Origin of the sequence: Actinoplanes sp. TBRC 11911, from assembly GCF_012933445.1 — a bacterium.
Taxonomy (GTDB): domain Bacteria; phylum Actinomycetota; class Actinomycetes; order Mycobacteriales; family Micromonosporaceae; genus Actinoplanes.
In genome coordinates this window covers 22436-47055 of record NZ_JABBNC010000038.1, presented here as the reverse complement: position 1 = coordinate 47055, position 24620 = coordinate 22436, and the positions used below count along the sequence as shown (strand labels likewise).

Here is a 24620-nt window from a genome sequence, read left to right as displayed (position 1 = left end):
GGTCGCTTGGCATGGTGGAACGTATGAGTCGGAGCGAGATGCGGGCCGGCGACGCGGACCGGCAACGGGTGGCGGAACGGCTACGGGCCGCGCTCGAAGAGGGCCGTCTCGACCTGCAGGAGTACGACGAGCGCGTGCAACGGGCGTACGCGGCGAAGACCTATGGGGATCTGGACGGCCTGCTGACCGATCTGCCGGTGGTGGTCAGCCAGGCGGTGCAACCGCCGGTGGCCTCGGGGACCGCCACGCGGGAGTGGCTGGGGCAGATCTGGGGTTCCTGGTTCGCGGTCCTGGCCGTCACCACGGCCGTCTGGGTGATCACCTGCATCGCCTCCGGGGCCCCGCAGTACTACTGGCCGGTCTGGGTGGCCGGGCCCTGGGGCTTCTTCCTGGTGATCACGACGCTGGGCGGGCTGGCGACCGGGACGCCGCAGAAGGCGGCGGCGGAGAAGCAGTTCCGGGTGCTGGCCCGGGAGCATCAGCAGAAGCGGCGGGCCCTGCAGCGGGAGGCCATCGCGCGCGGCGAACTCGCGATGGACGCGACCAAGGAGCAGCGCCGTCAGTTCATCGACGACGCCATCGCCCGCGGCGACCTACCGCCAAGGCCGGAAAAAGCATAATTTGTCCGCTTTTGGACGCTCCGACACACCCGACTCCGGGTTGCGGTGACCTCGATTGGTGTACCTGCTGAGGCGGGCGTACACTGAACAGTCGGCGCGCAGCGTCCACTCCCGCATGTCCTCAGCGCTTCGAGGTTGCGGGAGCCGCGGCTGGTGCCGAGCCGGACTTCCGGCTCGGTTATGGCGTTGTCAGCCAACCCCGAACCCCAGTGTCAGGTAGCGGAGGATATGCCTAAGAAAGACGGAGCCATCGAGATCGAGGGCCGGGTGATCGAGCCCCTGCCGAACGCCATGTTCCGCGTGGAGCTCGCCAATGGTCACAAGGTACTGGCGCACATCTCCGGCAAGATGCGGCAGCACTACATCCGCATCCTTCCCGAGGACAGGGTCGTCGTCGAGCTTTCGCCGTACGACCTCACCCGTGGGCGCATCGTCTACCGCTACAAGTAACCAGGGGACCGGGAGCAATACGTCCCGTCCGACTGAGAGTTAAGGCAAACCGTGAAGGTCAAGCCGAGCGTCAAGCGGATCTGCAACCACTGCCGGATCATCCGGCGGCACGGTCGCGTCATGGTGATCTGCAGCTCTGACGCGCGCCACAAGCAGCGCCAGGGCTGAGCCCAGCGCCGCTGCCAGATCTAGAACAAGCTCGTCCCGAGCCACGTTGAGTGGCCGTACCCCCGGTCGGAGGCCGGGGCCCGCCCGGGCAGGCGGGGTGGGAAGGGCACAGACCTCCGAGTGAATCCCGAGGAGTACGCCCGCTTATGGCACGTCTAGTCGGCGTCGACCTCCCCCGCGAGAAGCGGATGGAGATCGCGCTCACCTACATTTACGGGATCGGTCGCACCCGTGCCGTCGAGGCACTGAACGCCACCGAGATTGACCTGGACAAGCGCGCCAAGGACCTCACGGACGAGGAGCTGGTTCAGCTCCGCGACTACATCGAGGGCAATTTCAAGGTAGAGGGCGACCTGCGCCGCGAGGTCGCCGCGGACATCCGCCGCAAGGTTGAGATCGGCAGCTACGCCGGCATCCGCCACCGCCGTGGTCTTCCCGTCCGTGGACAGCGGACCCGGACCAACGCTCGTACCCGCAAGGGTCCGAAGCGCACGGTCGCCGGTAAGAAGAAGCCCGGTCGGAAGTAATAGGAGCGCACTGACTTATGCCACCGAAGGCACGCGCTGGGGCCGCAGTAAAGAAGGTCCGGCGCAAGGAACGCAAGAACGTCGCCCACGGGCAGGCGCACATCAAGAGCACCTTCAACAACACCATCGTGTCGATCACCGACCCGACCGGTGCGGTCATCTCCTGGGCCTCGTCCGGCCAGGTGGGCTTCAAGGGCTCCCGCAAGTCGACTCCGTTCGCCGCGCAGCTGGCCGCCGAGGCCGCCGCTCGACGGGCCATGGAGCACGGCATGCGCAAGGTCGATGTCTTCGTCAAGGGCCCCGGCTCCGGCCGGGAAACCGCCATCCGTTCGCTGCAGGCAGCGGGCCTCGAGGTCGGCCAGATCGCCGACGTCACGCCGCAGCCGCACAACGGAACGCGTCCGCCGAAGCGTCGCCGGGTCTGAGGGAGAGACAGAAGCAATGGCTCGTTACACAGGTGCGGACTGCAAGCGCTGCCGCCGCGAGAAGATGAAGCTGTTCCTCAAGGGCAGCAAGTGCGACGGGCCGAAGTGCCCGTTCGAGTCGCGTCCCTTCCCGCCCGGCCAGCACGGCCGTGGCCGGACCAAGGAGACCGAGTACCTGCTCCAGCACCGCGAGAAGCAGAAGGCCCGTCGCGTGTACGGCGTGCTGGAGAAGCAGTTCCGCGGTTACTACGAGGAGGCTGTCACCAAGCCCGGCAAGACCGGTGAGGTGCTGCTGCAGATCCTCGAGTCCCGTCTCGACAACGTCGTCTACCGGGCCGGCCTCGCGCAGTCCCGCGACATGGCCCGGCAGCTGGTCAAGCACGGCCACTTCCTGGTCAACGGCGTGAAGGTGGACATCCCCTCGTACCGGGTCAAGGAGCACGACATCGTGACGACCCGGGAGAAGTCGAAGGAGATGACCCCCTTCGTCGTCGCGCAGGCGCAGGCCGGTTCCCGGCCGGTGCCCGCGTGGCTCGAGCCGATCCCGGCCGAGATGAAGATCCTCGTGCACACGCTCCCGACCCGCGCCGTCATCGACACGCAGGTCCAGGAGCAGCTGATCGTCGAGCTTTACTCGAAGTAAGCACCATCGTCCGGCGCCTCCTGGGGGGCGCCGGACGCCCGACGGCCATCAAATAGCGGGTGGCCAGACAGAAAAGAGAATCGCGTGCTCATCAGCCAGCGGCCGTCCCTCTCGGAGGAGACGCTCAGCGAGACCCGCTCCCGGTTCACCATCGAGCCTCTGGAGCCGGGTTTCGGGTACACCCTCGGCAACTCGCTGCGGCGTACCCTGCTGTCGTCCATCCCGGGCGCGGCGGTCACCAGCATCAAGATCGACGGCGTCCTGCACGAGTTCACCACCATCCCCGGTGTCAAGGAGGACGTGGTCGAGCTCGTCATGAACGTCAAGGAGCTCACCGTCAGCTCCGAGCACGACGAGCCGGTCAGCATGTACCTGCGCAAGCAGGGCCCGGGCGACGTCACCGCCGGTGACATCCAGCCCCCGGCCGGCGTGTCCGTGCACAACCCCGACCTGAAGCTGGCCACGCTCAACAGCAAGGGCCGGCTCGACATGGAGCTCACCGTCGAGCGGGGCCGTGGCTACGTCACGGCGGCGCAGAACAAGAACGCCGGCGCCGAGATCGGCCGCATCCCGGTCGACTCGATCTACTCGCCGGTCATGAAGGTGACCTACCGCGTCGAGGCGACCCGCGTCGAGCAGCGCACCGACTTCGACCGCCTGATCATCGACGTCGAGTCGAAGGCGTCCATCTCGCCCCGCACCGCGCTGGCGTCGGCCGGTTCGACCCTGGTCGAGCTGTTCGGCCTCTGCCGGGAACTGGACGAGACCGCCGAGGGCATCGACATCGGGCCGTCCCCGCAGGACGCGCAGCTCGCCGCCGATCTGGCCCTGCCGATCGAGGAGCTGGACCTCACCGTCCGTTCGTACAACTGCCTCAAGCGCGAGGGCATCAACAGCGTGGGCGAGTTGATAGGGCGTACGGAGGCTGACCTTCTGGACATCCGGAACTTCGGCCAGAAGTCGATCGACGAGGTCAAGATGAAGCTCGCCGGAATGGGGCTGGGCCTGAAGGACAGCGCTCCTTCGTTCGACCCGGCGCACGTCGTGGACTCGTTCGGCGACGTGGACTACGACACCGACGACTACCGCGAGACCGAGCAGCTCTAAGCCCCGCAGCGGTCCCCAACCAAGGAGCATCGAGAAATGCCCACGCCCACCAAGGGTCCCCGCCTCGGCGGCAGCCCGGCGCACGAGAAGCTCATCCTGGCCAACCTGGCCACCGAGCTTTTCCGGCACGGGAAGATCAAGACCACCGAGACCAAGGCCAAGCGGCTGCGCCCCTTGGCTGAGCAGCTCATCACGAAGGCCAAGCGCGGCGACCTGCACGCTCGTCGCCGGGTTCTGACCGTCGTGCGGGACAAGGACGTCGTCTACACCTTGTTCGAGCAGATCGCTCCCCGGTTCACGAACCGTGAGGGTGGCTACACCCGGATCACCAAGACCGTCCCGCGTCGCGGCGACTCGGCTCCGATGGCCGTCATCGAGCTGGTCGAGGAGCTGCAGATCGCGGCCACCACCGCGCGTCCGGCGAAGCGGGCGGCCCGCAAGGCCGTCTCGCAGCAGGACAAGGTGGAGGCGCTGGCTCCGGACGAGCCCGAGGTCGGCCTGCTGCCGACGCGGGAGGAGCTCGCGGCGGAGGAGCCGCCGGCCGACGACGAGACGCCGGCTTCCGACGAGGCGCCGAAGGCCGAGAAGGGTGACGACACCGACGAGGCCAAGGCCTGAGTTCGGCTTTTTCGAGCCCGGCACCCTTCACAGGGTGCCGGGCTCTCCTTTTGGGGGTACGGGATGGACACCGTCCGCTTGCGGCTGGACGTGTCGTACGACGGCGCCGACTTCTCCGGGTGGGCCGCGCAGCCGGCGCGACGGACCGTGGCCGGGGTGCTGACCGAGGCGTTCACAAGGCTCGTCGGCGCGGACACTCCGCTCGGGCTCACGGTGGCCGGGCGCACCGACGCGGGCGTGCACGCGACCGGTCAGGTGTGCCACGTCGACCTGCCCGCGGAGGCGTGGGAGCAGTTGCGCGCGTCGCTGCTGCGCCGGTTGGCCGCGTTGATGCCGCCGGACGCGCGGGTGCGGGCCGTCACCGAGGTTCCCGCGACCTTCGACGCGCGCTTCTCGGCCACCTTCCGGCGCTACGAGTACCGGGTGGCGGACACCCCGTGGGGTCCGGAGCCGCTGCGCCGCCACGACACCCTGGGCTGGGTGCGGCCGCTCGACCTGGAGCTGCTCAACGCGGCCGCGGCCGGGCTGCTCGGCGAGCACGACTACGCCGCCTACTGCAAGCGCAAGGAACACGCGACCACGGTCCGGGCCATCACGCGGCTGGACTGGCGGCGCGACCCGGACGGGATCTGCGTGGCGACCGTGCAGGCCGACGCGTTCTGCCAGTCGATGGTGCGCAGCCTGGTCGGGGCGATGCTCGCGGTCGGCGACGGACGCCGTACCCCGGAATGGCCGGCCACCCTGCTCACCATGCGGGAACGCTCCAGCGAGGTGACCGTCGCCCCGGCACACGGGCTGACGCTGGTCGCGGTGGGCTATCCGGCGCAGGACGAATACGCTACCCGGGCCGAGGCCACCCGCCGGCTACGCGCTTGAGCCGCGCCGGGCCAGCACCGACTCGCTCAGGTAGCCGTCGACGATCTCGGCGGTGATGCGCGCGGCCTCCGGGTCGTCCGGCGTCACCAGCCCGCCACCCGGCCGGGTGACCACGCAATACAGCAGGTAGGGCCCCCGGGCGTGCCAGGCCGTCTGGCCGACCAGCCCGCCCACCATGGACGAGAAGCCGCCGTCCCCGGTCTCCACCAGGTCACGCACGCCGGCGGCGGCCCGGTCGGCGGCGGCCGCGTCGAGCAGCGTGAAGATTCCGGCGGTCACCTGATAGTCGCCGCGGGGCGCGTTCAGCGCGGCCCGGACCACCTGGTCACACCCGTACGCGGCGAGCATCGCGCTCAGCCGCCCGACGGTGGCGCTGGCGCAGTCCGCGTCGATGTGCTTGACGACGATGCGGTAGTCCGTGCCCGGCACGCTTTCCGGCTCGGGGAAGACGTCACCGAGCGTCAACGGCTGGTCGGCGGCTGCCGGCGTGGTGATCGGTGCGCCGCGGGTCTCGTCACCCACCGCCAGAAAGCCGATCATCACGGCCACGCCCAGCACGATCATCCCGGCCAGGCCCCGGACCAACCGGTCCGCGGCGCGTTCCGGCTCGATCGCGATGCGGGCCGGCTGACGGTGCAGGCCGCCGCGGATCAGCTGGCCGAGGCCGTCGTCGGTCGCCCGATGAGCGGCGCGGCTCGGTGTCCCGTACAGCATGCATTTCACGTTAGGAGCGCACGGTGATCGATGGCCGCACATGGTGTGCGGCGCGACACCCCGGTTGCCGCGTTGGGGCGGGCCGGCGGCAGACTGGGACGATGACCGCGGAACATTACTTCAGCGCCGAACCGGCCTCGCCCGACCAGCGTGGCGAGATCGAGTTCACCGTGGCCGGCGAGGAGTACAAGCTGGCCGTGGCGTCCGGCGTGTTCTCGGCCGGCCGGCTGGATCCGGGGACCGCGGTGCTCCTGCGCAAGGCCGGCCTGCCCGAGGCGACGAGCGCCGGGGTGTTTCTCGACCTCGGCTGCGGCTACGGCCCGATCACCTGCGTGCTGGCCCGGGAGGCGCCGCGCGCGCTCGTCTACGCCGTCGACGTGAACGCGCGGGCGCGCGAGCTGACCGTTTCGAACGTCGCCGCGCTGGGGATGGCGGACCGGGTGCGGGTGGCGAGCCCGGACGAGGTGCCGGACGGCGTGGTCTTCGACCAGATCTGGAGCAACCCGCCGACCCACGTGGGCAAGGCCGAGCTGCGCGCGATGCTGGACCGCTGGCTGAGCCGTCTCGCCCCGGACGGGGTGGCCTGGCTGGTGATCAACAAGAATCTCGGCGGCGACTCGCTGCACGCCTGGCTGGTCGAGCGGGGCTTCGAGGTCGGGCGGGTGGCCAGCCAAAAAGGCTTCCGGGTGCTGCGGGTCAGCGGAAAACGGAGTGCGCAACCGGCCTGACAGCCGGGAAGATGCAGGCCATGGGGTACGTGGATGTCGCCGGCGCCGGTTTCGTGCTGCCCGACGGCCGGGAGCTGTTCGCCGACGTGTCGTTCCGGGTCGGGGAGGGCGCCAAGGTGGCCCTGGTCGGCCCCAACGGCGCGGGCAAGACCACGCTGCTGCGGATGGTGGCGGGCGACCTGCCGATGCAGACCGGTGCCGTCGCGCGCTCCGGCGGGCTGGGCGTGATGCGCCAGTTCATCGGCATGATCGGCGACGACCGGACGCTGTTCGACCTCGCCCTGTCGCTGGTCGAGCCGAGTCTGCGCGCGGCGTGGGAGCGGGTGAGCCGCGCGGCGGAATCGCTTGATGACCAGGAGCGCAGTCAATTGGCGTACGCGAACGCCCTGGGTCTTTGGGGTGAGGCCGGCGGCTATGACGCCGAGGTCCTTTTCGACACCGTTGCCGTGTCCATCCTGGACAAGACGTGGGACGACGTAAAAGACCGGCCCGTCCGTACGCTTTCCGGTGGTCAGCAGAAGCGATTCGCACTCGATTTGCTCTTGCGCGGCTCCGACGAGGTGCTGCTGCTGGACGAGCCGGACAACTTCCTCGACGTGCCGGCCAAACGCTGGCTGGAAACGCGGCTGCGCGAGTCGGCGAAATCGGTGCTCTACGTTTCGCACGACCGGGAATTGCTGGCCCAGACGGCCGATCGGGTGGTCGCCGTGGAAGGCGGCAGCGCCTGGACCCATCCGGGCGGATTCGCGTCCTGGCACGAGGCCCGGGTGCATCGCCACGAGCGTCTCGAGGAAAACCGGCGGCGCTGGGACGAGGAACATCAAAAGCTGCGTGACCTGGTGCTTTCGCTGAAACAGAAGGCGATGTACAACGACGGCCTGGCCTCGCGATATCAGGCCGCGCAGACCCGGTTGCGCAAGTTCGAGGAGGCCGGGCCGCCGCCGTTGCCGCCGAAAGAGCAATCGGTGCGGATGAATCTTCGCGGTGGGCGGACGGGCAAGCGCGCGGTGATTTGCGAGAGCCTCGAGATGGAGGATCTGACGTTCCCGTTCGATCTGGAGGTCTGGTACGGGGATCGGGTGGCGGTGCTCGGCGCCAACGGGACCGGGAAATCGCATTTCCTGCGGTTACTGGCGGCCGGGGGCAGCGATCCGTCGGCCGAGAACAAACCGGTGGACGGGGCGCCGCTGTCGCATGTGGCGCATTCCGGAGTGGCGCGGCTCGGTGCGCGGGTGCGGCCCGGGCATTTCTCGCAGACACATGACCGGCCGGAACTGCTGGACCGCACGCTCGTGGAAATTCTGTGGCGCGGCGACGACCATCGAAACGGCATGGATCGGGCCGGGGCGATGAAGGCGCTCAGCCGGTACGAGCTGTCGGCACAGGGCGACCAGCGGTTCGGCACGCTGTCCGGTGGGCAGCAGGCGCGGTTCCTGGTGCTGCTGCTCGAACTGTCCGGTGCGACCGTTCTGCTGCTGGACGAACCGACGGACAACCTGGACCTGGCGTCGGCGGAGGCGCTCGAAGAGGGGCTGCGGCAGTTCGACGGGACCGTGATAGCCGTCACGCACGATCGCTGGTTCACCCGGTCCTTCGACCGGTACGTGCTGTTCCAGAGCGACGGCGAGGTGGTCGAGACGCCGACGCCGGTGTGGGACGTGCGCTAGCTATTTCGCGCTCGGGCGATTACGGTCCGAACCAGGCCGACAGCCTTCAGTCCGCTTTTGGGTGGCGGGCGGGGCGGTTGGAAGGACCCACGGGAGTCCGGTGCACCGGGCTGAGAGGGGGGCTGACGCGGCCCTCGACCGTCGAACCTGATCCGGATCATGCCGGCGCAGGGAGGAGCGTTCGTTGTTGCCACGTCTGCACATCGTGACCGACTCGCTGGACGTTGTTCGGGGGAGCGTCGGGCATGGGCCGGTCGCCATCCAGATCAGGGTCAAAACCTCAGACCGGCTTGCGTACGAGCTGACGGTCGCCGCGCTGGAAGTGTGCCGGTCGGCGGGGGCATTGTGCCTGGTTGATGACCGGGTCGGAGTGGCGCTGGCGGCGGGGGCCGACGGGGTGCATGTCGGCGCGGAGGATCTGCCGGTGGCGGCGGCCCGCCGAGTGTTGGGACCCGCGGCCGTGTTGGGGGCCACCTGCCGGACCCCGGAAGCCGCGCGGGCTGCGGTGGCCGACGGTGCGTCGTACATCGGGGCCGGTCCGGCGTTTGAGACGTCCACAAAGGCCGGGCTGCCGGCGCCGCTCGGGCCGGCCCGGCTGGCGGTGATCGCGGCGGCGGTTCCGGAGACGCCGGTCATCGCGATCGGTGGGGTGACGCCGGAGCGGACGTTGTCGCTGAAGACGTACGGAGTGGCGGCGGTTTCCGCGATCGCGGCCGATCCGGCGGGTGCTACCAGGGCGTTTCTGGCGGCGCTGGCGGATCCCGGCGTTGATCGCAGCCCCACTTCCGCCTTGTCCCCGGCGTCTTCCGCGCCGGACGCTTCCGCGGATCCGGCGGCGAGCCCGGCTTCCAGCGCGCGGCACGACGGGGGTGCGCGGTGAGCCGGAATGTGGCTGTGGTCGGGGCCGGAATCGTCGGGCTGTCTATTGCCTGGCGGTTGATGCGCGACGGGGTGGAGGTCACCGTCCTGGATGGCGGCGAGCCCGGGGCCTGGCAGGTCGCGGCCGGGATGCTGGCGCCCGGCGGCGAGTCGGCGTTCGAGCACCCGGCGCTCGGGCGCCTGCTGGAGCGATCGGCGCAGCGGTGGCCGTCGTTCGCCGAGGCGCTCGGTGTCGAGGTGGGCTATGACGACTCGGGAACGCTGAGCGTGGCGATGACCGCGGACGACGTCGCCGAGGCGGCCCGCGTCTGGACCCGGCAGAAGCTTCCCCTGTTACGGCCGTCCGAGCTGCGCGAACGGGAACCGGCGTTATCGCCTCGCGTGCGGACCGGGGTCTTCGCGCCGGGGGAGCGTCAGGTCGATCCTCGCCGGGTGGTGGCCGCTCTGCGCGAGCAACTCTCCACCCACATTGTCACGAAAAAAGTGGACAAAGTGGAGGAGGTTGGCGCGGAGACGGTGGTCGTAGCGGCGGGCTGCGGGACGGCCGCGGTCACCGGGCTGCCGGTCCGGCCGGTCAAGGGACAAATCCTGCGACTACGCGGCGAACCGGGCCTGATCCGGCACATCCTGCGGGCCACCGTGGACGGTCGCCACGTGTACATCGTGCCGCGCGCCGACGGCGAGATCGTGATCGGCGCCACCCAGGAGGAACGGACCGACCACGCGGTCACCGCCGGCGGCGTGCACGAGCTGCTGCGCGCCGCCCTCGAACTCGTCCCCGACCTGGCCGAATGCACCCTCGCCGAGACGAGCGTCGGGCACCGGCCGGGCACCCCGGACAACGCGCCGCTGCTCGGGCGGCTGGACGACGACGGCCGGGTGATCGTGGCCGCCGGACACCATCGCAACGGCGTACTGCTGGCGCCGATCACCGCGGATCTCATCGCCGGGCTGGTGGCCGGTGCCGAGGATCCGATGCTCACCGACTTCTCGCCGAGGAGGTTCTGATGCGGTTGACGGTCAACGGGCGGGGCTGGGACGCGGACCGGGAACTGTCCGTGGAAGCACTCGTCGACACGCTCACCACGGCCCGTCGCGGCGTCGCGGTGGCGGTGAACGGCACCGTGGTGCCGCGCTCGACGTGGGCGACCGAGCAGCTCGCCGACGGCGACACCGTCGAGGTGCTCACCGCGACCCAGGGAGGGTGAGATGAAGTTCGAATCTCGGCTGATCATGGGAACCGGCGGGGCGACCAGCCTCGCGGTGCTCGAGGAGTCGATCGTCGCGTCCGGAACTGACCTGGTCACGGTGGCGTTGCGCCGGGTCGACGCGGCCGGTCCGGGGCTGTTGCCGATGCTCGACCGGCTGGGTGTGCGCGTGCTGCCGAACACCGCGGGCTGCTTCACCGCCGCGGACGCCGTGAAGACCGCCCAGATGGCTCGGGACGCGTTCGAGACGGACCTGGTCAAGCTCGAGGTGATCGGCGACGAGCGGACCCTGCTGCCGGACGGCCCGGAGCTGCTGCGGGCGGCGGAGACGCTGGTCGCGGACGGGTTCCAGGTGCTGCCGTACACGACCGACGACCCGATCCTGGCCCGCCGCCTGGCCGATCTGGGATGTGTGGCGGTGATGCCGGCCGGATCGCCGATCGGATCCGGGCTGGGTATCTCCAACCCGCACCACATCCGGTTGATCCGGCAGCTCGTGGACGTGCCGGTGGTACTCGACGCGGGCATCGGGACCGCGTCGGACGCGGCGCTCGCCATGGAACTGGGCTGCGACGCGGTGCTGATCGCCAGCGCGATCACCCGGGCCGACGATCCGGTGCGGATGGCGTCGGCGATGCGGCACGCGGTGGACGCCGGCCGGCTGGCGTACGAGGCGGGCCGGATCCCGCGTCGCTTCCATGCCCTGGCGTCCACATCGGACGACGGGCTCGCGCAATGGTGAGGCCGGGCGGGCTCGTCGTGCTCACCGATCGGCGGTCCGCCGCCGGGCCGTTGGTCGGGGTGGTCGAGGCCGCGGTCCGCGGCGGCGCCGGGTGGGTCATTCTGCGCGAGCGGGATCTCCCGTACGCCTCGAGGCGCGCCCTCGCCGACGAACTGCGAGCCGTGGTGCCGCCCGGACGGCTGATCGTGGCCGGTCCGGACCCGCTGGGCGGCGACGCGGTGCACCTGGCCGAGTCGGATCCGCTGCCGTCCGTGCCGGTCACGCTGGTGGGCCGCTCCCGGCACGCGGAGACCGTGGGGAATGCGGACGCGTCGGCCGTGCGGAACGCGGGCGCTGGTCCCCACACCTCTTATGTCACGTTGTCGCCGATCTATCTGACCGAGAGCAAGCCGGGATATGGGCCCGCTCTCGGGCCGGACGGTGCCGCGGCGCTGGCCGGGGACTCGCACTGGCTGGCGCTCGCCGGGATCGACTCGGAGGCACGGGCCGCGGAATGCGCGCGGGCCGGAGCCGCCGGTATCGCGGTGATGGGCGGACTCATGCGGGCGCTCGATCCGGAATGGACGGCCTCGGTCCTCGCCGAAGCATTCGAGGCGGCGGTGAGTGTGCGATGACGCCGCCCGTGGTGCTCACCATCGCCGGGTCCGATTCGGGGGGCGGGGCCGGCATTCAAGCGGATCTGAAGACGTTCGCGGCGCTCGGGGCGTACGGCGCGTCGGTTATCACGGCGATCACCGCGCAGAACACGCTTGGCGTGACCGCCATTCATCCGGTTCCGGCGGACCTCGTCGCCGCTCAACTCGACGCGGTGCTGGCGGACCTGCCGGTGGCCGCGGTCAAAGTGGGCATGATCGGCGATCCGGAAGTGGCCGCTCTGATAGCCGCGCGAACTGGCCGATTGCCGAACCTGGTGGTGGATCCGGTGATGGTCGCCTCATCCGGGGCCCGGTTGTCGAACGTTGCTTCGGTCCGGCCCCTCATCGCGTACGCGGCAATTGTGACGCCGAACCGGCAGGAAGCCGGCGCCCTCGTGGGAAGCGATGTGGAGACGGCCGAGGAAATGGTTTCGGCGGCCGAACGGCTCGCCTCGGAATCGACGGCGGTGGTGGTGACCGGCAGCGAGCTGGCGCTGGATGTGCTGCACCACGACGGCGTCACCGAAATGCTGCGCGGCGAGCCGGTGGCGACCGCGAACAATCACGGTTCTGGATGCACGTATTCGTCGGCGATCGCGACCCGGCTGGCGTTCGGTGATGCCATGCCGGTGGCGGTGCGGACGGCAAAGCGTTACGTGACCGCGGCCTTGACCGGTGGGCGCGAATGGCGGCTGGGTGCCGGGCCCGGTCCGCTGAATCATTTCGTCCGGCACTGAGCTCCGGCAACTGCGGCGTACGGCAATCCGTGCGCCCGGATGACGCCGGTTTTGTACCGATAGGGGAGGAAAGTCATGAGGCGCAAGGTGTACGTCGAGGGGTCGCGGCCGGACATCCGGGTGCCGTTCTCGTCGGTCGAACTGAGCGACGACAACGAACCGGTGCGGCTGTACGACACGTCGGGTCCGGGCAGCGACCCGGCGGTGGGCCTGCCCCCGCTGCGCAAGCCGTGGGTGTCCGGGAGGACGCAGCTCGCGTCGGCGCGGGCCGGGATCGTGACGCCGGAGATGGAGTTCGCCGCGATCCGCGAGGGTGTCGAGCCGTCGGTGATCCGTGCCGAGATCGCCGCGGGCCGGGCGGTGCTGCCGGTCAACCACAACCACCCCGAGTCCGAGCCGATGGTGATCGGGTCGAAGTTCCTGGTGAAGGTCAACGCGAACATCGGCACGTCCGCGGTGACCTCGTCGGTGGCCGAGGAGGTGGAGAAGCTGACCTGGGCGACACGCTGGGGTGCGGACACGGTGATGGACCTGTCCACCGGGCCGCGGATCCACGAGACCCGCGAGTCGATCATCCGGAACTCGCCGGTGCCGATCGGGACCGTGCCGATCTACCAGGCGTTGGAGAAGGTCAAGGGCGACCCGCTGAAGCTGACCTGGGAGATCTTCCGGGACACCGTGCTGGAGCAGGCCGCGCAAGGCGTCGACTACATGACCATCCACGCCGGAGTGTTGCTGTCCTACGTGCCGCTGGCCGCCGAACGGGTCACCGGGATCGTGTCGCGTGGCGGGTCGATCATGGCCGCCTGGTGTCTGGCGTATCACGAGGAGAACTTCCTCTACACGCACTTCGACGAGCTGTGCCGGATATTTGCGGAATATGACATCACGTTCTCGCTGGGCGACGGGCTGCGGCCCGGGTCGATCGCGGACGCCAACGACGAAGCTCAGTTCGCGGAGCTGCGCACGCTCGGCGAGCTGACGCACCGGGCCTGGGAGTACGACGTCCAGGTGATGGTCGAGGGGCCGGGCCACGTGCCGATGCACAAGATCAAGGAAAACGTGGACCTGCAGGTCGAGCTCTGCGACGGCGCGCCGTTCTACACGCTCGGGCCGCTGACCACGGACATCGCGCCGGCGTACGACCACATCACCTCGGCCATCGGCGCCGCGATGATCGGCATGTTCGGCACCGCGATGCTCTGCTACGTGACGCCGAAGGAGCACCTCGGCCTGCCCGGCAAGGACGACGTGAAGGCCGGGATGATCGCCTACAAGATCGCGGCACACGCTGCCGACCTCGCGAAGGGGCACCCGGGCGCGCAGGAATGGGACGACGCGCTGTCCAAGGCCCGGTTCGAGTTCCGCTGGGAGGACCAGTTCGAGCTGGCCCTCGACCCGGAGACCGCGCGGGCCTATCACGACGAAACACTGCCGGCGGCGCCCGCGAAGACCGCGCATTTCTGCTCGATGTGCGGGCCGAAATTCTGTTCGATGCGGATCAGCCACGAACTCCGGGCGGCCGGCATGGCGGCGAAGTCCTCGGAGTTCGTGGCCGGTGGATCAAAGGTGTACGTTCCGCTCGGTTCGGGTCGCGACGATCAGAGCTTGTAGAACGTCACGTAGTGGTCGGGCGTGAACCAGGTCTCCTTGGTGGACCGGTTCACCACGATCCGGTACGCGTCGCGGGCGGCGCCGCGGGCGCGGGAGTAGACGTCGTACTCGTTGTAGGTCGCGTTCTTGGGCAGGTAGCCCTCGCGGTTCTGGAACGTGCCGCCGGTGTAGTTGTACTGCCCGTACGGCCACGCATACCAGTTGGCGCTCAGCGGCCAGCCGAGCGAGCTCCAGCCGGTGCGGGCCGTGCGGGCCGCCGAGCAGCGGGAGATGGTGCAGCTGTTCACGACCGCTGCGTGGGCCGCGTCGGTGTGGGTCGGCGCCACCACGGCCGGCACCACGAGAGCGGTGCCGGACAGCGCGAAGACCATGGCGACGGCGGCGAGGAACCGCCGGATCCGGGGTTGCCGGTTGCTTGTCATGATCGGACTCCTCAATGGGGGTTCGGTGCCCTCATCGTCGGTGTCCCGGGGAGGAAGCGGTACATCCCCGACGGATCATTTCATTGGCGTTCGTCTATGCTTAACTCTCGCCCTCAATTGTTGGGGCCCAGACCGCTCACCCAATCGACGAATTCGCCGTCGTTCCGCCCCCGGCCCACCGGCGGGGGCGCGACCGGCGGCGGGCCGGTCGGACGCGGATGGGGCAGTGGCGGGCTGATCGGCTGCGGCTCCGGGCGGCCCGGCGACGGGGTGAAGCCGTCGAACGGCGGCATGTTCAGCACGCCGGTGTCGGACGGGCGCAGCTCTTCCGGTGTGCGCTGGGCGGCGGTCGAGGCGGCCTGGGCGATCGCCGAGTCGGGCTGCGCGTCGCGCTTCGGCAGCGGCGGCCGTTGCGGCGCGGACGGGTTTCCCGGCTCGGGCCGCACCGGCGGCACGCTGGTGCCGGGTGCCCGGCGCAGGACCGCGGCGAGCACCGAACCGAGCACCCCGGCACCGGACGCGGTCATCGCGGCCCAGTACGGCACCGTCTGATAGTCGGTGTCGCCCGGGCCGGCGACCAGGTAGGCCAGGGTGAGCAGGGCCGGGCCGGCCAGGCCGGACAGTGCGATGGACAGGGTGGACAGCCCGCGGCCGCGCGCGACCAGGCCGATGATCAGACCGCAGACCAGCGCGAGCGCGGGCATCGTGAACAGCGCCGTCCGGTCGGTGATCGAACTGTCCAGGAAGGACGCGTCGAAGACACCCAGGCGAGCCGACGCGGCGGGCTTGCCCGGCGCGAACGACTCGCCGACCGACGCGATCGCGATGACCCAGATCGCCACGCCGATCGTGACCAGGTTCCATCGGGCCACCGGACGGCTCAGCGCCGCGTACGCCGCGCCGATGCCGACGATCGCGCTGAGAGCGGCGCAGATGCCGATGACGAGAACCGGGCGCACGCCGGCGACGCTCGCACCGCGGGCCGGCTGCATGGTCAGCGGGATCACCGCGGCCGCGCCGAGGCCGGCCAGGAACGCCGCGACGATGCGGGTGCCGGCGCCGGAGCGGCGGGGGAGGTGGACTCGTCCGGCCATGCCGCCGACCGCCGCCGCGATCATCGTGATCCAGGCGACCCAGGCCAGCTGGGCGGTCCATTGATCACGCGCAGTGACGTCGACGACACGGTTCAGGTGCAGAATGCCGAGGCCGTACGCCAGTCCAAGCTGGCCGGCGGCGGCTAGTACGGCCGCGCCGAACGCGACGCCCGACAGTTTGGCCCTGGTCCGAAATGCCATGCCAGGCACGTTACGTCAGCCTTCCGGAAGCGCTCAACTTCGAGGCTCGAATCTTAAGACAGCCCAAAATCCGCTGCCTCATCCGATCGATCTTGATTTTTATACTCGTGTACGGACAGTGATGGCTCAGGCCATCAAGAGGTCATGCAGCTCGGCGCTGCACCGTGCGACCTCGTCCGTGTGCGCGGTGCGGCCGAGCGTGCGCGGACGCGGGATCCGGACCTCGATGATCTCCCGGACCCGGCCGGGACGCGGGCTCAGCACCACGACGCGGTCGGCGAGCAGCACGGCCTCGTCGATGGAGTGGGTGACGAACACGGTGGTCGCCTCCTGCTCCATGTGGATGCGCTGCAGCTCGACCGACAGCTCCTCGCGGATCAGCGGGTCCAATGCGGAGAACGGCTCGTCCATCAGCATCACCCGCGGCTTGCCGATCAGCGCGCGGCAGAGCGCCACCCGCTGCTGCATGCCACCGGAGAGCTCGTGCGGCAGCCGCTTCTCGAAACCGGTCAGGCCGGTGAGCTCGAGCAGCTGATTCGCCCGTTCGCGGTACTCCGCCCGGCGCCACCCGAAGATCTGCACCGGCAGCAGCACGTTGTCGAGCACCGATCGCCACGGCAGCAGCGCGGGGCGCTGGAACATCATCGCGACGTCCCGGCGCGGCTTGCGGACCACCTCGCCCTCGACCTCGACCTCGCCCGCGGTGGGCGGGAGCAGTCCGGCGATCAGGCGGAGCAACGTGGACTTGCCGCAGCCGGAGCGGCCCACGACGGCCACGAACTCGCCGTCGGCGACCTCGAGGCTGACGTCGCGCAACGCCTCGACGGTGCCTTCCCGGCTGCTGAACGATCGGCCCACCCGGGTCAGTTTGATCATGACGCCAGCCTCCAGCGGCCGGCCCGCGCCACCAGCAGCGTGAGTGCCTGCGGCATCAGGCCGGAGTGGTTGTCGGGGGTGAGCCGGATCGGTCCGGACAGACCGTCCACCTGCGACGTCTCCAGGATGTCGCGGATCCGGTCGCGGTTGCCGCCGGCCCGGGCCACCGCGCCGGCGATCAGATCGGTGGCGTCCGCGGCGAACGACGCGACGCCGGAGTAGGTGCCGTACCGCGACGTGTAGTCGCGGAACCATTGTTTGCGGGAGGCCTTGGCGGGCGTCGTCGCGACCACGTCGTCGATCGCCAGGATCTGCGTGAAGATCATGGTCGAGTTGTTCGTGGCGGCGGCCGCGGCGGGCGGGATGAACAGGTCGCCCGCGGCCACCGCGCCGAAGAACAGCTTCCCGTCGAACCCGACGTTGCGGAACGTCTGCGCCGCCAGCGAGGCCTGCTCCGCGCCGGTCAGCACGACCATCGCGGCCGGGTTCGCGGCGGTCAGACCGGACACCGCGTCGCTGACATCCTCGGCGCCCGCCTTGATCGTACGGGACACCTTGACGTTGATCTTGGCCTTCTGCAGGCCGAGTTGCAGGGCGTTGCTGCTGTCCCGGCCGGACAGGCTGTCGTCGACCAGCAGGCCCACGTCGCGGACGCGCTGCCGGCTCAGTTCGGTGACCAGGGCGGCCGCGTCGTCGGTCGAGTTCGGCCCCAGCTTGAAGACGTAGTGCCGATCGGCGACCGGGTCGGTCACGTTGTCCGAGGCGGCTAGCGCGATCGTCGGGATCCGCTTGTCGCTGATCGTCTTGGCGGCGTCCACGACGCACGCGTCGCAAGAGCCGGCGATCACCGCGGCGACGGCCGGGTCGTCGGCGAACGCGGTGATGTTGCGCAGCGAGGCGGTCGGATCGGCGTGGTTGTCCAGGGTGCGCAGTGCGAGCTTGCGGTCGCCCAGTTGGCCGGATTCGTTGACCTGCTCGATTCGTAACTGCAGGGCGCGGTAGTAGGCGGTGTCGGTGGCACCGCTATTGAGGTCGGCGCCGATGACGATGGTGTTGTCGCCGTTCGAATCCTCGTCGTCCGAGCTGCAGCCGGCCATTCCGGCGACAAGCAGTATCGAGGCTATGACGGATGCCGTGGCGGGGCGGGGGAACCGCACTGCGGAGCCTCCTCGGGGGCGGAAAGACGGGGTTGCGGCAGCAACGATGTGTGCCGTGGGCCACGCCGACACGGACAATGTGTCCGTTGGATCGCGCCAAACCTTGCCAACGTGAAGGCCCCTGGTCAAGCCGGGCCCTCATCGATGGCGCGGGACGGCCATCCCACATAATGGTTGGAATCCATGCAGTGTTCCGTAGCCGTATGGTCACCGGTCGTGGTCGTTGACATATTCGTGCACGTCAAAGCGGTAGCAATGTTGAGTGTGGATTGGAAAAGCAAATTGCAGTCGGACGCCAACTTTGTAACCGGGAGTTTCCGGACTTCCCAAAAGGATGTTCGTTCTGATGAAATTCCGAGGCCGCAGACTGTCCGCAGGCGAGGAGAGGCCCTGATCCCCGCGCATGCGGGGGTGATCCCCACGGAGGAGAAGTCGTGAGCACCGGATCGTCGACCCAGGTGGCGCGCCGTGGTGGTGTCTTCCCTCGCCTTCGCGACGTCCGGATCCGCGCCAAGCTGGCGTTGATCCTGCTGGTACCCATCGCCGCCGTCATCGGTCTGGCCGGCGTACGGCTGATCGACGTCGGGCAACGTGCCACCACGGCCGGACAGGTGGAGGATCTGACCCGGCTCGGGGCCGACGTCAGCGCGCTGACCCAATTGCTGCAGGCCGAGCGGATGTCCGCGGCCGCGTACCTGTCCGACTCGGCGGTGCCGCCGGAGGCGTACGACCGGGCGGTCAAGGCCACCGACGCGCAGGCCGGCGTGTACCACGAGCACCGGGGCAGCCTGGAAAAGATCCCGTCCACCGTGGATGCCCGGCTGCGGCAGATCGACGACCACCTGAACTCGCTGAACCTCACTCGCGGCCAGGTGGCCAAGCGGCAGAACATCGCGGTCGCCGAGGCGGTCTCCCGGTACGGCGTGGTGATCACCGACCTGGTCGGCTACGGCCAGGTGGTCAGCCAGTTCGCCGGCGACGGCCCGACCGGCGACAGCCTGCGCGCGGCCGGTGCGTTCGCCGAGGCCAAGGCCGGTGCCGCCGAGCTGGAGGCGATCGCGTACGCGGCGCGGGTCTCCAACGACCTCAGCCCCGAGCAGCGCACCGCGTTCATCGCCGCGCAGACCAGCCAGCAGGAGGCGCTGCTCTCCTTCGAGGCGTTCGCCCCGAGCGGCCAGCGGCAGATGGTCGACAGCGTGGTCACCGGCGACGCGGTGAACCTCGCCGACCGGGTCGCCAACGAGCTGAACCGGGGAACCGCGGTCGCGCCCAGTGATATCACCCAGTCGCTGGGTGCGGTCGTTGACCTGATGCGCTGGGCCGAACAGCAGATGGAGGCCCAGAACATCAAGAGCGCCGCGGACGACCGCGACGGCGTGATGCGCCAGGCCGCGATCGAGACGACGCTGGTCCTGCTCGTGCTGGCGATCGCGATCGCACTCGCGGTGCTGCTTGCCCGCACGCTCAACATGTCGCTGCGGCGTCTGCGCGAGGGTGCGCTGGCGGTGGCGAACCGGGACCTGCCGGACGCGGTGGCGCGGCTGCGCGACGTCCGCAACCTGGGCGAGGGCGGTGTCGACTACATCGTCGACTCGGTCCGTGATCCGATCCGGCTGGACAACCGGGACGAGATCGGCCAGGTGGCGCAGGCGTTCAACGTGGTCCACCAGGAAGCGGTCCGGATCGCGGCGGAACAGGCCGCGCTGCGTACCAGTGTCTCGGCGATGTTCCTCAACCTGGCCCGGCGCAGTCAGTCGCTGGTGGACCGGATGATCGGCGAGCTCGACCTGATCGAGCGCACCGAGGAGGACCCGAAACGGCTGGCCCGGCTCTTCGAGCTCGACCACCTCGCCACCCGGATGCGCCGCAACGACGAGAACCTGCTGGTCCTCGCGGGCGCCGACTCCAGCCCGCCGCGTCGGGAGGACGCGCTGCTGATCGACGCGTTGCGGGCGGCGCAGTCCGAGGTGGAGCTCTACAACCGGATCGAGTTCGGCACCGTCGACTCGGACATCGAAGTCTCGGCGCTGGCCGTCAACGACGTGGTGCGGCTCGCGGCCGAGCTGCTCGACAACGCCACCCGGTTCTCCCCGCCGACCACGATCGTGGTCGCCGAGGCCCGGCGGATCCGCGACTACGTGGTGATCCAGGTGGAGGACCGCGGCCTCGGCATGTCCGAGGAGCAGATGGACCAGCTGAACCGGCGGCTGGCCGAACCGCCCGGCGTCGACGTGGCCGCGTTCCGGCTGATGGGTCTCGCCGTGGTGGGCCGGCTGGCCTCGCGGTACGGGATCCGGGTCGAGCTGCGGGCCAACCTGGAGGGCGGCACGATCGCCCAGGTGACGTTGCCCGGCACCATCGTGGTGATGCCCAGCGGGCGCGGCCAGGTGTCGATGCCCGGACCGTCGGTGCCGGTACCGCCGCCGTTGAGTTCGGCCGGGTGGGACGCGACGCCGTCCCGGGCGGCCACCGCGACGCTGCCCGCGCCGGCGCACCCGCAGCTGCCGATGTTCCCGTCGCAGCGGCCGCCGACGACGATCCCGGACCCGGACGTGACGCCGACCCCGAACCGGCCGCCGCTGCCCAGCCGGGCGGCCCGGCCGGCGGTGGCCGCTCCCAGCGGGGTCGCCCCGGCCGCGGCTGCTCCCGCCGCGGTTGCTCCCACCTCGGAAAATAACGGTTGGGGCGCGGCCCTGGCCGCGATGCCGCCGGTGCCGGCCCCGCCGCCGCCGGTGGCCCCGCAGACCGAAGAACGGGCGGACGCCCCGATCTTCGTGCAGATGCAGCAGAGCTGGTTCAAGAACCACGACGGTATGAGCCCCGAGGAATGGGGCATGCCGACCGCCGGTTACGCGCCACCGCCGAACGCCGCGTCGGCCTCACCGTCCGCGCCTGTTTTGCCACCGCCGGCCGCACCCGCTCCGGTGGCCGCGACCCCGGCGCCGGCGCCGACCGGAAACGGGCACAATGGAGCGTCGCCAACGGTCCCCAAACCGCGGGCCGCGGCTGAGGATCGATGGAAGACAGCGGCCGACGAGGGGTGGCAACGAGCGATGGCGGCGGCAGAACCGGTCGACGCCGGCACCACACGTTCCGGTCTTCCCAAGCGCGTCCCCCAAGCGCAGCTCGTGCCCGGCGGAGTGCAGGCCGAGCCGCGCAACCAGAACCGTCGCAGCCCCGACGAGGTCAAAGGACTCCTGTCCGCGTACCACCGGGGTGTGCAACGAGGGCGTACGGACGGCATTGCCGAAACCGCCGCCTTCCAGGCTAAGGAGAACGAACAGTGACCAGGCCCCCGACCATGCAGGACATGGGCTGGCTACTCAACAATTTCGCCAACAGCGTCGCCGGCATCGCGCACGTCGTGGCGGTGTCGGCGGACGGGCTGCTGCTGGCGTCGTCGCGTGATCTGCCCACGGACCGGGCGGACCAGCTCGCGGCGATCGCGTCCGGTGTGGTCAGCCTTACCGACGGTGCGTCCCGGATGTTCCACGCGGGCGCCGTGCAGCAGACGATCATCGAGATGGACAGCGGATACCTGTTCCTGATGTCGGTCAGCGACGGCTCGTCGATGGCCGTGCTGGCCGCCCGCAGCTGCGACGTGGGCCAGGTCGGCTACGAGATGGCCCTGCTGGTGGAACGAGTGGGAGCGGCTCTGACGCCCGCGCCGCGTGAAGCGGTCAGCTAAGCGTCGGCGAGTCGAGCGCCGGCCCGCCGGGAGGGGGTGATCGCGGATGGCACAGCCAGAGGAACCGCGGGGCAACCTCGTTCGCCCGTACGCGGTCACCCGCGGCCGGACCGAGCCACGCCGCGACATTCCGATCGAAGCGGTGCTGGTCGCCAGCCAGGCAGCGCTGCAAGAAGCCCGCTTCGCCGGGCATGACAAATACCGCATCGCCGTGCTGTGCGAGGCCAAACCGCAGTCCCTGGCCGAGCTGTCGGCCCATCTCCGGCAGCCGCTGGGGGTGTCCCGGGTACTCGTCGCGGACATGGTCGCCGATGGACTGCTGTCGCTGCACAGCGCCGCTCCCAAGACGGGGTTCAAGGAGCGGATGGATCTGCTGGAGAGGGTGTTAGGTGGACTTCGCAAGCTCTGAGCGGGCGGGGGCGCAACCCAAGGAGATCACCTCCGCGAAAATCGTGATCGCCGGCGGCTTCGGCGTCGGCAAGACGACGCTCGTGGGATCGGTCTCCGAGATCGAGCCGCTGACCACCGAGGCCGTGATGACCTCGTTGGGTGAGGGAATCGACGACGCGTCCAAGGTGCCCGGCAAAGGGACCACGACGGTAGCGATGGACTTCGGCCGCATCACGATGGCCGACGACCTGATCCTCTACCTGTTCGGAACGCCCGGCCAGACACGTTTCTGGTTCATGTGGGACGAGCTCATCCGGGGCGCGGTCGGGGCCGCGGTCATGGTCGACACGCGTCGGATCGCGGACGCGTTCGCGCCGCTGGACTACTTCGAGAACCGCCACCTGCCGTACCTGGTGGCGCTCAACTGCTTCGACGGCGCGCCGCGGTACGAGCCGGACGAGGTGCGTGAGGCACTGGCCATCCCGGCGCACGTACCGCTGGTCATGTGCGACGCCCGGGTCCGCGATTCGGTCAAGCAGGTCCTGGTCGCGGTGGTGGAGCACGCGATGGCGACGCTGGTGGCCGAGCAGACGGGCGGGTTCCCGGCGACCGTCGGCTGAGGCGGGTTTCCGCGGCTTTCAGGCGGCCAGCCGGTAGCCGCGCCGCACCACGGTCTGTACCACCCCGGGGATGGCCGCGCGCAGGCGGGCGACGGCCATCTCCACGGTGTGCTCGTCGCCGCCCCTGGGCAGGGCGCGCTGCAGCACGGCCCGGGACAGCACGCTCCCGGGCGTGGTGGCCAGGGTGCGCAGGACGGCCATCGGGGCCGGTGCGAGCAGGTGGATCTCGCCGTCCAGAACCGCGGCGTGCCCTCGTAACGTCAGCGAGTGGCCCGCGACCTCGAGCGACAGGGCCCGCCGGGGCAACTCGCCGACCAGAGCCTCGACCACGGCGTTCCGGGTCGGAACCAGCGCCGGGACGCCGTGTTTGCGCAGCGGGGCCGCGGTGCGCCGGCCCACGCAGACGGCCAGAACGTCGGCGCCCAGTGCGTCGAGGATCGCGTCGTCCTGGGGCGCGGCGGTCGTGAGCAGGGCATGCACGTCGGCGGCCGCGGCGAAGGTGACGGCGTCCACCAGGCGGCCGATGATCAGGTCGATCAGGCGGTGCAGCGGCGCGAGATCGGCCGGGGACACCCAGCGGTACGCGTTGACGGGCCGCCGGATCGCGGTCGGAGCGATCACCACGCGGGCGCCACGGGCCTCGAGCAGGGCTGGAAGGTCATCGCCGCGGCGGTCGCCGGCGACGCCGACGGTGTAGCCGGACAGCGGCTGGGTCATCCGGCTTCGAGGGTTTCGACGGCTGCGAAGTTGAGAAGTCGCGGCGTGACCGGCCGGTCCACCGAAGGGCACGCTCGGAGATCGCCGTCCTCAGCGTCGACCCGCTCCCATGTCACGCCTGCGTTCTCCGCCATACCTCCGGCCGGTGCACGCCGCGACTCCTCCGCGCCGAACCGGTAAACCGGTCCGGCGGCCGCCGTCAGGTCCGTCCTCAGCCCCGGCGGTGGCTCACCCATAGTGCGTCGCGCTCGCACGTCCGCACCATCAGCCATGCGACAAGGGTGCCGTGCCGGAATTTCGGTCGCACGTCCCGTTTGTTTCGAGCCTGCTAAGAGGCATCCCTGCTAAGAGGCGTCGAACGGCGTGGCCCCGGATCCCGCGGTGGGGCGCGTCGGTGGGGCGGGTATGCTGGTTTCGCATATCTTTGACAGTCCCGCCGGGCCTTCGTGCGACACCTGCGTGAGTCACCTTGGTGAGACTGCCGCCGTTTTGACCCCGCGCCGCGCGGCCAGGTATTGTTGCCTGCTGTTGTGCGACAGCTGCGAGCGTTCCTCCTCGGGTACGCTTGACGTTCGCGCTCTCACTCAGAGTCAGCGCGGCGACCAGCGCGCGCTCCCAGACCGACGACGAGACAAGGTAATTCTGTGCGTACGTACAGCCCGAAGCCGGGTGAGATCGAGCGTCAGTGGCACATTATCGACGCTTCTGACGTCGTCCTGGGCCGCCTGGCAACCCACACCGCGACCCTCCTGCGTGGCAAGCACAAGCCGACGTTCGCGCCGCACGTCGACACCGGCGACTACGTGGTGATCATCAACGCCGGCAAGGTGGCGCTGACCGGTAACAAGCGGCAGACCAAGGTCGCCTACCGCCACTCGGGTTACCCGGGCGGCCTCAAGCAGGTCGGGTACGAAGAGCTGCTGACCAAGCGCCCCGAGAAGGCGATCGAGCTGGCCGTCAAGGGCATGCTCCCGCACAACAAGCTGGCGCGGCAGATCATCAAGAAGCTGAAGGTCTACCCGGGTGCCGAGCACCCGCACGCCGCGCAGCAGCCGAAGCCGTTCGAAATCACCCAGATCGCGCAGTGAGCGCGGGAG

27 protein-coding genes, 2 pseudogenes and 1 riboswitch are annotated in these 24620 nt (G+C 69.9%); of the genes and pseudogenes, 23 read left to right on the top strand and 6 right to left on the bottom strand.

The features are described from left to right. Positions 1-23 precede the first annotated feature (23 nt). The 9 genes from HH310_RS35700 (at position 24) to truA (ending at position 5434) form a co-directional block, all read left to right on the top strand. Positions 24-620 (top strand): DUF1707 domain-containing protein, encoded by a 597-nt coding sequence (locus tag HH310_RS35700; protein WP_248294751.1) that lies wholly within the window; start codon positions 24-26, stop codon positions 618-620. Positions 621-848: 228 nt separating this feature from the next. Continuing rightward, a complete protein-coding gene (gene infA / locus HH310_RS35695; protein ID WP_007073013.1) occupies positions 849-1070 on the top strand; it encodes a translation initiation factor IF-1 in 222 nt (73 codons plus the stop codon). Between the two features lie 51 nt (positions 1071-1121). Beyond that, on the top strand, positions 1122-1238 hold the full coding sequence (gene rpmJ, locus HH310_RS35690) for a 50S ribosomal protein L36 (RefSeq protein WP_169180156.1): 117 nt from the start codon (positions 1122-1124) through the stop codon (positions 1236-1238). Positions 1239-1384: 146 nt separating this feature from the next. After that, positions 1385-1765 (top strand): 30S ribosomal protein S13, encoded by a 381-nt coding sequence (rpsM, locus tag HH310_RS35685; protein ID WP_169180155.1) that lies wholly within the window; start codon positions 1385-1387, stop codon positions 1763-1765. 17 nt (positions 1766-1782) lie between these two features. Further along, positions 1783-2190: a 30S ribosomal protein S11 gene (gene rpsK / locus HH310_RS35680; RefSeq protein WP_169180154.1), complete on the top strand. Its 408-nt coding sequence runs from the start codon at positions 1783-1785 to the stop codon at positions 2188-2190. Positions 2191-2206: 16 nt separating this feature from the next. Further along, positions 2207-2833 (top strand): 30S ribosomal protein S4, encoded by a 627-nt coding sequence (gene rpsD, locus HH310_RS35675; RefSeq protein ID WP_169180153.1) that lies wholly within the window; start codon positions 2207-2209, stop codon positions 2831-2833. 84 nt (positions 2834-2917) lie between these two features. Further along, entirely contained in the window at positions 2918-3940 is a 1023-nt protein-coding gene (locus HH310_RS35670; protein ID WP_169180152.1) for a DNA-directed RNA polymerase subunit alpha, read from the top strand. A gap of 36 nt (positions 3941-3976) precedes the next feature. Then, entirely contained in the window at positions 3977-4558 is a 582-nt protein-coding gene (rplQ, locus tag HH310_RS35665) for a 50S ribosomal protein L17 (protein ID WP_169180151.1), read from the top strand. Positions 4559-4621: 63 nt separating this feature from the next. Further along, the gene (gene truA, locus HH310_RS35660; RefSeq protein WP_169180150.1) at positions 4622-5434 is read left to right on the top strand and encodes a tRNA pseudouridine(38-40) synthase TruA; all 813 of its coding nucleotides are present in this window, start codon (positions 4622-4624) and stop codon (positions 5432-5434) included. On the opposite strand, the gene HH310_RS35655 is transcribed toward truA, so the two are convergent. Beyond that, positions 5423-6148: a hypothetical protein gene (locus tag HH310_RS35655; protein ID WP_169180149.1), complete on the bottom strand. Its 726-nt coding sequence runs from the start codon at positions 6146-6148 to the stop codon at positions 5423-5425. The two genes, truA and HH310_RS35655, sit on opposite strands and share 12 nt — an antisense overlap. Positions 6149-6249: 101 nt before the next feature. Between HH310_RS35655 and HH310_RS35650 the strand changes: the two genes are divergently transcribed. From HH310_RS35650 to thiC, 9 genes and pseudogenes are all read left to right on the top strand, one after another. Beyond that, positions 6250-6876, top strand: a complete 627-nt coding sequence (locus HH310_RS35650) for a class I SAM-dependent methyltransferase (protein ID WP_169180148.1) — start codon at positions 6250-6252, stop codon at positions 6874-6876. A gap of 20 nt (positions 6877-6896) precedes the next feature. Beyond that, positions 6897-8543, top strand: a complete 1647-nt coding sequence (locus tag HH310_RS35645; RefSeq protein ID WP_169180147.1) for an ABC-F family ATP-binding cassette domain-containing protein — start codon at positions 6897-6899, stop codon at positions 8541-8543. Positions 8544-8622: 79 nt separating this feature from the next. Further along, a riboswitch (TPP riboswitch) is annotated at positions 8623-8734 on the top strand. Positions 8735-8739: 5 nt separating this feature from the next. Then, positions 8740-9297, top strand: a pseudogene (locus HH310_RS35640) (thiamine phosphate synthase); the annotation flags it as partial. 122 nt (positions 9298-9419) lie between these two features. After that, entirely contained in the window at positions 9420-10430 is a 1011-nt protein-coding gene (gene thiO / locus HH310_RS35635; RefSeq protein ID WP_312034542.1) for a glycine oxidase ThiO, read from the top strand. Further along, positions 10430-10630, top strand: coding sequence for a sulfur carrier protein ThiS (thiS, locus tag HH310_RS35630; RefSeq protein ID WP_169180146.1), 201 nt, complete (start codon positions 10430-10432; stop codon positions 10628-10630). The genes thiO and thiS overlap by 1 nt, the downstream gene beginning before the upstream one ends. 1 nt (position 10631) lies before the next feature. Continuing rightward, positions 10632-11372, top strand: coding sequence for a thiazole synthase (locus HH310_RS35625; RefSeq protein WP_169180145.1), 741 nt, complete (start codon positions 10632-10634; stop codon positions 11370-11372). Beyond that, positions 11366-11986 (top strand): thiamine phosphate synthase, encoded by a 621-nt coding sequence (locus HH310_RS35620; RefSeq protein ID WP_169180144.1) that lies wholly within the window; start codon positions 11366-11368, stop codon positions 11984-11986. Before HH310_RS35625 ends, HH310_RS35620 begins: the two co-directional genes overlap by 7 nt. Beyond that, on the top strand, positions 11983-12744 hold the full coding sequence (thiD, locus tag HH310_RS35615) for a bifunctional hydroxymethylpyrimidine kinase/phosphomethylpyrimidine kinase (RefSeq protein WP_169180143.1): 762 nt from the start codon (positions 11983-11985) through the stop codon (positions 12742-12744). Before HH310_RS35620 ends, thiD begins: the two co-directional genes overlap by 4 nt. Positions 12745-12819: 75 nt before the next feature. Beyond that, on the top strand, positions 12820-14358 hold the full coding sequence (gene thiC, locus HH310_RS35610) for a phosphomethylpyrimidine synthase ThiC (RefSeq protein WP_169180142.1): 1539 nt from the start codon (positions 12820-12822) through the stop codon (positions 14356-14358). Here the strand turns inward: thiC and HH310_RS35605 are convergent. From HH310_RS35605 to HH310_RS35590, 4 genes are all read right to left on the bottom strand, one after another. After that, complete coding sequence (locus tag HH310_RS35605) at positions 14346-14780, bottom strand: ribonuclease domain-containing protein (protein ID WP_169180141.1); 435 nt, start codon at positions 14778-14780, stop codon at positions 14346-14348. The two genes, thiC and HH310_RS35605, sit on opposite strands and share 13 nt — an antisense overlap. A gap of 113 nt (positions 14781-14893) precedes the next feature. Then, entirely contained in the window at positions 14894-16075 is a 1182-nt protein-coding gene (locus HH310_RS35600; RefSeq protein ID WP_169180140.1) for a hypothetical protein, read from the bottom strand. Between the two features lie 126 nt (positions 16076-16201). Continuing rightward, on the bottom strand, positions 16202-16951 hold the full coding sequence (locus tag HH310_RS35595; protein ID WP_169180139.1) for an ABC transporter ATP-binding protein: 750 nt from the start codon (positions 16949-16951) through the stop codon (positions 16202-16204). Then, positions 16948-18108, bottom strand: coding sequence for an ABC transporter substrate-binding protein (locus tag HH310_RS35590; protein WP_312034541.1), 1161 nt, complete (start codon positions 18106-18108; stop codon positions 16948-16950). Before HH310_RS35590 ends, HH310_RS35595 begins: the two co-directional genes overlap by 4 nt. Positions 18109-18542: 434 nt before the next feature. Here HH310_RS35590 and HH310_RS35585 point away from each other — a divergent pair, with 434 nt between their 5' ends. The 4 genes from HH310_RS35585 to HH310_RS35570 are packed head-to-tail and all read left to right on the top strand — an operon-like array spanning position 18543 to position 22806. Then, positions 18543-21395, top strand: coding sequence for a nitrate- and nitrite sensing domain-containing protein (locus HH310_RS35585; RefSeq protein WP_169180138.1), 2853 nt, complete (start codon positions 18543-18545; stop codon positions 21393-21395). Next, positions 21392-21796: a roadblock/LC7 domain-containing protein gene (locus tag HH310_RS35580; RefSeq protein WP_169180137.1), complete on the top strand. Its 405-nt coding sequence runs from the start codon at positions 21392-21394 to the stop codon at positions 21794-21796. Before HH310_RS35585 ends, HH310_RS35580 begins: the two co-directional genes overlap by 4 nt. 46 nt (positions 21797-21842) lie before the next feature. Beyond that, positions 21843-22205, top strand: a complete 363-nt coding sequence (locus HH310_RS35575) for a DUF742 domain-containing protein (RefSeq protein WP_169180136.1) — start codon at positions 21843-21845, stop codon at positions 22203-22205. After that, positions 22186-22806 carry an ATP/GTP-binding protein gene (locus HH310_RS35570; protein WP_169180135.1) on the top strand — a complete coding sequence of 207 codons (621 nt, stop codon included), beginning with the start codon at positions 22186-22188 and terminating at the stop codon, positions 22804-22806. Before HH310_RS35575 ends, HH310_RS35570 begins: the two co-directional genes overlap by 20 nt. 18 nt (positions 22807-22824) lie before the next feature. Here HH310_RS35570 and HH310_RS35565 read toward each other — a convergent pair. After that, positions 22825-23484, bottom strand: a pseudogene (locus HH310_RS35565) (uroporphyrinogen-III synthase); the annotation flags it as partial. A gap of 683 nt (positions 23485-24167) precedes the next feature. Between HH310_RS35565 and rplM the strand changes: the two are divergent. Beyond that, positions 24168-24611, top strand: coding sequence for a 50S ribosomal protein L13 (rplM, locus tag HH310_RS35560; RefSeq protein WP_169180133.1), 444 nt, complete (start codon positions 24168-24170; stop codon positions 24609-24611). Positions 24612-24620: the final 9 nt, after the last annotated feature.